We start from the raw sequence: 6462 nt of genomic DNA, 5'->3' as shown, positions 1-6462 counted from the left end.
CGTCAAGGCGGAGACCTTCGCCCCGCTGTTGTACGTCCTGACCTACGACGACTTCGCCGACGCGATGGTCCTGCACAACGAGGTCGCGCAAGGACTGTCGTCGTCGATCTTCACCCTCGACGTCCGCGAGGCCGAGACCTTCATGTCGGTCGTGGGCTCGGACTGCGGCATCGCCAACGTCAACATCGGCCCGTCCGGTGCCGAGATCGGCGGAGCGTTCGGCGGCGAGAAGGAGACCGGTGGCGGTCGTGAGTCGGGCTCCGACGCCTGGCGGGCCTACATGCGCCGCTCGACCAACACTGTCAACTACTCGACCGAGCTGCCGCTGGCCCAGGGCGTCGAGTTCGTCTAGCCCGACCCGGGGGCACCCTCAGGCCCAGATGGCGGGGGCGGGTACGTCCCGGGGCTCCGGCGGCAGCCGTTCGGCGAGACCGGCGGCGTACCTCCGGGCGGTCCACGCCGTCGCGGCGGCGTCCAGGACGTCGTCGACGGCGACCCCGGTCCGCCGTGCCGTGTCGACGACCAGACCGTGGTCGGCCAGCAGGCGGCGGCGCGCGGCCTCACCGTCGGCGGTGGTCTTGCCGTCGACCAGGACGCTGCCGTTCATGGCGGCGAAGCAGACCTCGGGGTGGGCCTCCACGACGGGCACGCCCGGCGAGGTCGTCAGCCAGTCGTGGACGTCACGGATCTTGGGCACGAGGTACCACGTCTGCTTGCTGAGCCCCAGGCCCAGCGCGGCCCGGTTCGCGGCGTTGGCGGCGTGATAGTCGACCGCGTCGAGCACGACCGCGGCCGGGGCGTTGAACACCGTCGACGCCCGCCCCGGCAGCCGTGGACGGGCGTGCCGCTCCGCCTCGCGCGGGGCGTCCAGCGGCAGGTCGATCGGGATGTCGATCGCCACGGCGTCGACCGGCCCGGCGAGCGCCACGAGCTCACCGATCGTCGGCGCCACCAGCACCGTCGTGTCGTCGTCGTCCCACCGGACCCCGACCCAGCCCAGCTTGCACCCGTCCACCCCGAGAACCGCCATGCGCCGATCCTCGCACTGGAAACTGTCGGCGGCCCGCGCGATCGTGGGGACATGACCAGAGACATTCAGATCACCTTCGACTCGGCCGACCCCGGCGCGCTGGCGGAGTTCTGGGCCGAGGCGCTCGGCTACCAGCTCCAGCCGCCCCCGGACGGCTTCGCCAGCTGGGAGGAGGCACTCCGGACGTTCGGCGTGCCCGAGGACCAGTGGAACTCGCGCTCGGCGATCCTGCCCCTGGAGGGGACCGGCCCGCGGGTCTTCTTCCAACGGGTCCCGGAGGGCAAGACCGCCAAGAACCGCGTCCACCTCGACGTGCGCGTCGCGGTCGGGCAGACCGGCGACGAGCGGATGGCGACCCTCGAGACCGAGGCGGCCCGGCTCGAGGCGCTCGGCGCGACCCGCGCCTACCGGGTCGAGCCGGACGGACGGATGGAGCTGGGCTTCATCACGTTGCACGACCCGGAGGGCAACGAGTTCTGCCTCGACTGAGGACTACCGGGACCGGTTGTCCTTGCGCCACACGATCTTGAGTCCCGACCAGTCGGTGTCGATCGCGGCCACCTTGACGTCGACCAGGCCCAGCTCGAGCGCGGTGGCCCGGATCGCGTTCTCGTCGACATCGCTGACGTGACCCGCGGCCTTGCGCGGCCAGGCGACCCACAGCGAGCCGGCCGGGAAGATCCACTCGCCCCACGCGGCCATCGAGGCGAGCCGCTCCGCCGACCGGACGAAGGCGACCGCGACGTCGGTCGGCCCCGGCGGGACGGACTCGACGCCGACGAGCGGCTCGGTGAACGACCAGTCGGGCGAGGCGTCCACGACGGCGAGGCGCAGGCCGGGCTTGATCCCCAGCTTCCGGAGCTGGGGAGTGCCGCTGTAGCCGGAGTCCCGCGCCATCCTCCGAGCGTAGGCCGACCGGGCCGGCACGGGAATCGCACCGACCCGGTCGTCCGGGCGTTCAACTCACGACGCCCGGGAAGCCCGGCAGCCCGAATGCCACGACGGTTGCGATCACGCGCAGCAGCACGATGATGCTGGCGACGCCGATCCAGCGGGAGGTGCTCGACCTGATGGCGCGCGGCCTCGACAACGCCAGCATCGCCCGCAGGCTGTTCCTGTCGGAGAAGACCGTGCGCAACCGGGTCAGCGGCGTCCTGGCCGAGCTGCAGGCGCGCACCCGGGCCGAGGCGGTGGCGCGGGCACGCGATGCCGGGATCGGCGGCGAGCCGGGGGGCTGATGTCACCCCCGCACGGCACAATGGACGGGTGAGCCTCTACCGCGACGCCGGCATCGTGCTGCGCGTCCACAAGCTCGGTGAAGCCGACCGGATCATCACCGTGCTGACCCGCCAGCGAGGGCTCGTCCGTGCCGTGGCCAAGGGCGTCCGCAAGACGACGTCACGGTTCGGCGGACGGCTCGAGCCGTTCATGCATGTCGACCTGCAGCTCGCCGAGGGGCGCTCGCTCGACATCATCACGCAGGTCGAGACGATCGACGCGTTCGCCAAGGACCTCGGCGCCGACTACGCGGCATACACCGCCGGCACCGCGATGCTCGAGACCGCCGAGCGGCTCGTCCAGGAGGACGGGGAGCCCGCCACCGCGCAGCTCCAGCTCCTGACCGGCGCCCTGCGCGCGCTCACCCAGGGGCGCTACACCCCGAGCCTGATCCTCGACTCCTACCAGCTGCGGGCACTGTCGATCGCGGGCTACGCGCCGACGTTCGACGGCTGCGCCCGCTGCGGCAGCGATGGCCCGCACCGCAACTTCCATGCCCCGTCCGGCGGCATGCTCTGCGACACCTGCCGGGTCGCCGGCTCGGCGGCGCCGTCCCCGTTCACGGTCTCCCTCCTGGCCGGGCTGCTCAGCGGCGACTGGGACCGGGTGCAGACCTCGGAGGAGCGCTCCCGCCGTGAGGCCAGCAGCATCGTCAGCGCCTATCTCTCGTGGCACCTCGAGCGCGGACTGCGCTCCCTGAGCCACGTCGACCGATGAAGCGCACCGTCCGGCGGCCCGTGCCGCACCCGTCCGGCGCGACCGCGCCACCGGTCCCGCTCGCGCAGGTGCCGCGCCACGTCGCGATCGTCATGGACGGCAACGGCCGCTGGGCCAAGCAGCGCGGCCTGCCCCGCACGGCGGGCCACGAGATGGGCGAGGCGGCACTGTTCGACGTCGTCGAGGGCGCGATCGAGATCGGCGTCAAGGCCGTGTCCGCCTACGCCTTCTCGACCGAGAACTGGAAGCGTTCGCCCGACGAGGTCCGGTTCCTGATGGGCTTCAACCGGGACGTCATCCGTCGGCGCCGCGACGAGATGCACGAGCTCGGGGTGCGGGTGCGCTGGGCCGGGCGTCGTCCCCGGCTGTGGCGCAGCGTCATCAAGGAGCTCGAGACCGCCGAGGAGCTGACCCGGGACAACGACGTGCTGACGCTGACGATGTGCGTCAACTACGGCGGCCGCGCCGAGATCGCGGACGCCGCCGCGGCGCTGGCGCGCGACGTCGCCGCCGGCCGGATCAACCCCGACAAGGTCACCGAGAAGGTCTTCGCCCGCTATCTCGACGAGCCCGACATGGAGGACGTCGACCTGTTCTGGCGCACCTCGGGGGAGCAGCGCACCAGCAACATCCTGCTGTGGCAGTCGGCCTATGCCGAGATGGTGTTCTCCGACATCGCCTGGCCCGACGTCGACCGGCGGGCGCTGTGGGCCGCGATCGAGGAGTACGCGGCGCGCAACCGCCGCTACGGCAGCGCCTGACCAGGCTCAGCGGAGTGAAGGCTGCATGAGGGCGATCCGATGCGCGACCGATAGGCTGGGGTCCTATGCGTATTGCCAGGTTTGCCGGGGACGACGATCCCCGTTTCGGTGTCATCGGTGACGACAACGGCGTCCCCACGATCGCGGTCCTGAACGGGGATCCCCTCTATGCGGGGCTGAACCTCAGCGGCCAGAAGATCCCGCTCGCGGACGTACGCCTGCTGGCGCCCGTCATCCCGCGCAGCAAGGTCGTGTGCGTCGGCAAGAACTACGCCAAGCACGCTCTCGAGATGGGCGGCGAGGTGCCCGAGGAGCCGCTGATCTTCCTCAAGCCCAACACCAGCGTCATCGGGCCCGGCGAGCCGATCTTCTATCCCGAGCAGAGCGAGAACGTCCACTTCGAGGGCGAGCTCGCGGTCGTCATCGGCCGGATCTGCCGGGACGTCTCGGTCGAGGACGCGCCCAAGGTGATCTTCGGCTACACCGTCGCCAACGACGTGACGGCGCGCGACCTGCAGGTCAAGGACGGCCAGTGGGCCCGGGCCAAGGGCTTCGACACCTTCTGCCCGCTCGGGCCGTGGATCGAGACCGACTTCGACCCCAGCAACGTCCGCGTCACGACCGAGCTCGGTGGCGAGCTCAAGCAGGACGGACGCACGTCCGACATGGTCTTCACGGTTCCCGACGTCATCGCGTACGTGTCGTCGTTCATGACCCTTCTCCCCGGTGACGTCATCCTCACCGGCACGCCCGACGGCGTCGGTCCCATGGTGGTCGGCGATCAGGTCAGCGTGTCGGTCGAAGGTATCGGCACCCTCACGAACCCGGTGGTTTCTCGCAATGACTGATCCGATCCGGCCCGTCGTGGCCCGCTTCTGCCCCTCGCCGACCGGCAACCCGCACGTCGGCATGGCCCGCACGGCCCTGTTCAGCTGGGCGTTCGCGCGCCACCACGGCGGGAAGTTCGTCTTCCGCATCGAGGACACCGACACCTCGCGCGACAACGAGGAGTCGTACCACCTGCTGGTCGAGGTCATGCACTGGCTGGGCCTGGACTGGGACGAGGGCCCCGAGGTCGGCGGCCCCCACGGCCCCTACCGCCAGTCCGAGCGCATGGGCATCTACGCCGACGTCGCCCAGCAGCTGCTCGACGCGGGCTTCGCCTACAAGGCGTACGACAGCGCCGAGGAGCTCGAGGCGCGCCGCAACGCCGCCCGGGCCGCCGGCAAGCCCAGCGGCTACGACGGCCTGCACCGTGACCTGACGCCCGAGCAGATCGCGGCGTACGAGGCCGAGGGCCGCGAGCCCGTGATCCGCTTCAAGATGCCCGACAAGGACTACACGTTCACCGACCTGGTCCGTGGCGAGATCACCTTCGGGTCCGAGAACGTCCAGGACTACGTCCTGGTGCGCGCCAACGGCCAGCCGCTCTACACGCTGACCAACCCCACCGACGACGCCATGATGGGCATCACCCACGTCCTGCGCGGCGAGGACCTGCTGAGCTCGACGCCGCGGCAGATCGCGCTCTACGAGGCGTTCGCGGAGATCGGCATCGGCGGCGGCTTCACGCCCGAGTTCGGCCACCTCCCGTTCGTCATGGGGGAGGGCAACCGCAAGCTCTCCAAGCGCGACCCCGAGTCGAACCTGCTGGACTACAAGCCCAAGGGCTTCCTTCCCGAGGCGCTGCTCAACTACATGGCGCTGCTGGGCTGGTCGATCGCCGACGACCGTGACGTCTTCTCGATCCCCGAGATGGTCGAGGTGTTCGAGATCGGCCGGGTCAACCCCAACCCCGCCCGCTTCGACATCAAGAAGGCCGAGGCGATCAACGGGTCCCACGTCCGCCTGCTGACGGAGGAGGACCTGCGCGACCGGCTCGTGCCCTACTTCCAGGACGCCGGACTGATCGACGCGACGCCCACCGAGACCCACCTCGGGCTGCTCGCCGCGGCCACGCCGCTGGTGCAGGAGCGCATGACGTTGCTCACCGAGGCCGTCGACATGCTGCGCTTCCTGTTCGTCTCGGACGAGGACTTCAGCGTCGACGAGGCCGACGCGGCCAAGAACCTCGACGAGTCGGGTCTCGAGGTCGTTCGCGCCGCGCGTGACGCGCTCGCGGCGATCCCCGGTACCGCGGAGTGGACCACCGGGACGATCGAGGGTGCGTTGCGCGTCACGTTGATCGACGGTCTGGGGCTCAAGCCGCGCCTGGCCTTCGGGCCCGTACGCGTTGCGGTGACGGGGAGTCGCATCTCTCCGCCGCTGTTCGAGTCGCTCGAGCTGCTGGGTCATCGCAAGACGATCGCGAGGCTCGATGCGGCCTTGGGGTGATGCCGGTTTGGGGCGCGGGCACCCCGTCGGGTAAAGTTTGACCTCGGTTCGGACAACGTCCGGAACCGGTGGGATATGGTGTAATTGGCAACACAGCGGTTTCTGGTACCGCCATTCTAGGTTCGAGTCCTAGTATCCCAGCGACACCCTCCAAGCAGCAGCACGAAGCGCTTTGGTAGGGTTTCATCCGGTCGAGAGACCAATCCCATGGCCCCGTTGTGTAGCGGCCTAGCACGTCGCCCTCTCAAGGCGGTAGCGCGGGTTCGAATCCCGTCGGGGCTACCATGGAAAAAGACCCCCTGACCTGCGGAAACGCCGGTCAGGGGGTCTTCTGCATCCGGG

General features: G+C 70.1%; 9 protein-coding genes and 2 tRNA genes. 9 read left to right on the top strand and 2 right to left on the bottom strand.

Features of this window, described 5'->3' with window-relative positions:
- Nucleotides 1-352: aldehyde dehydrogenase family protein (locus JWQ91_RS00980; protein WP_297779580.1), on the top strand; the 352-nt coding region annotated here is incomplete at its 5' end.
- Nucleotides 353-370: 18 nt separating this feature from the next.
- Here JWQ91_RS00980 and JWQ91_RS00975 read toward each other — a convergent pair.
- A complete protein-coding gene (locus JWQ91_RS00975) occupies nucleotides 371-1030 on the bottom strand; it encodes a DUF429 domain-containing protein (protein ID WP_297779577.1) in 660 nt (219 codons plus the stop codon).
- A gap of 51 nt (nucleotides 1031-1081) precedes the next feature.
- On the opposite strand from JWQ91_RS00975, the gene JWQ91_RS00970 reads away from it, so the two are divergent.
- Complete coding sequence (locus tag JWQ91_RS00970) at nucleotides 1082-1519, top strand: VOC family protein (RefSeq protein ID WP_297779574.1); 438 nt, start codon at nucleotides 1082-1084, stop codon at nucleotides 1517-1519.
- A gap of 3 nt (nucleotides 1520-1522) precedes the next feature.
- Here JWQ91_RS00970 and JWQ91_RS00965 read toward each other — a convergent pair whose 3' ends face one another.
- A complete protein-coding gene (locus JWQ91_RS00965) occupies nucleotides 1523-1927 on the bottom strand; it encodes a DUF3052 domain-containing protein (RefSeq protein WP_297779570.1) in 405 nt (134 codons plus the stop codon).
- 134 nt (nucleotides 1928-2061) lie between these two features.
- Between JWQ91_RS00965 and JWQ91_RS00960 the strand changes: the two genes are divergently transcribed.
- The 7 genes from JWQ91_RS00960 (at nucleotide 2062) to JWQ91_RS00930 (ending at nucleotide 6405) form a co-directional block, all read left to right on the top strand.
- On the top strand, nucleotides 2062-2268 hold the full coding sequence (locus JWQ91_RS00960; protein ID WP_297779567.1) for a LuxR C-terminal-related transcriptional regulator: 207 nt from the start codon (nucleotides 2062-2064) through the stop codon (nucleotides 2266-2268).
- Nucleotides 2269-2296: 28 nt separating this feature from the next.
- Complete coding sequence (gene recO, locus JWQ91_RS00955; RefSeq protein ID WP_297779564.1) at nucleotides 2297-3025, top strand: DNA repair protein RecO; 729 nt, start codon at nucleotides 2297-2299, stop codon at nucleotides 3023-3025.
- Nucleotides 3022-3786, top strand: coding sequence for an isoprenyl transferase (locus tag JWQ91_RS00950; RefSeq protein ID WP_297779561.1), 765 nt, complete (start codon nucleotides 3022-3024; stop codon nucleotides 3784-3786). The genes recO and JWQ91_RS00950 overlap by 4 nt, the downstream gene beginning before the upstream one ends.
- A 65-nt stretch (nucleotides 3787-3851) precedes the next feature.
- Nucleotides 3852-4634, top strand: coding sequence for a fumarylacetoacetate hydrolase family protein (locus tag JWQ91_RS00945; protein WP_297779558.1), 783 nt, complete (start codon nucleotides 3852-3854; stop codon nucleotides 4632-4634).
- A complete protein-coding gene (gene gltX, locus JWQ91_RS00940; RefSeq protein ID WP_297779555.1) occupies nucleotides 4627-6120 on the top strand; it encodes a glutamate--tRNA ligase in 1494 nt (497 codons plus the stop codon). Before JWQ91_RS00945 ends, gltX begins: the two co-directional genes overlap by 8 nt.
- A gap of 69 nt (nucleotides 6121-6189) precedes the next feature.
- Nucleotides 6190-6261 (top strand) — tRNA-Gln (locus JWQ91_RS00935).
- 68 nt (nucleotides 6262-6329) lie between these two features.
- Nucleotides 6330-6405, top strand: a tRNA-Glu gene (locus JWQ91_RS00930).
- Nucleotides 6406-6462: the final 57 nt, after the last annotated feature.

The organism is Aeromicrobium sp. (assembly GCF_025965075.1).
Lineage (GTDB): Bacteria > Actinomycetota > Actinomycetes > Propionibacteriales > Nocardioidaceae > Aeromicrobium.
Note: the sequence above shows the minus strand (reverse complement) of the source record. Positions and strands in the feature narration are given on the sequence as shown.

Bases quoted from the DNA above. Each gene is read 5' to 3' on its own strand.
- JWQ91_RS00975 (WP_297779577.1), bottom strand. From the start codon at position 1,030: ATGGCGGTTCTCGGGGTGGACGGGTGCAAGCTGGGCTGGGTCGGGGTC.
- JWQ91_RS00970 (WP_297779574.1), top strand. From the start codon at position 1,082: ATGACCAGAGACATTCAGATCACCTTCGACTCGGCCGACCCCGGCGCG.
- JWQ91_RS00965 (WP_297779570.1), bottom strand. From the start codon at position 1,927: ATGGCGCGGGACTCCGGCTACAGCGGCACTCCCCAGCTCCGGAAGCTG.
- JWQ91_RS00960 (WP_297779567.1), top strand. From the start codon at position 2,062: ATGCTGGCGACGCCGATCCAGCGGGAGGTGCTCGACCTGATGGCGCGC.
- JWQ91_RS00950 (WP_297779561.1), top strand. From the start codon at position 3,022: ATGAAGCGCACCGTCCGGCGGCCCGTGCCGCACCCGTCCGGCGCGACC.
- JWQ91_RS00945 (WP_297779558.1), top strand. From the start codon at position 3,852: ATGCGTATTGCCAGGTTTGCCGGGGACGACGATCCCCGTTTCGGTGTC.
- gltX (WP_297779555.1), top strand. From the start codon at position 4,627: ATGACTGATCCGATCCGGCCCGTCGTGGCCCGCTTCTGCCCCTCGCCG.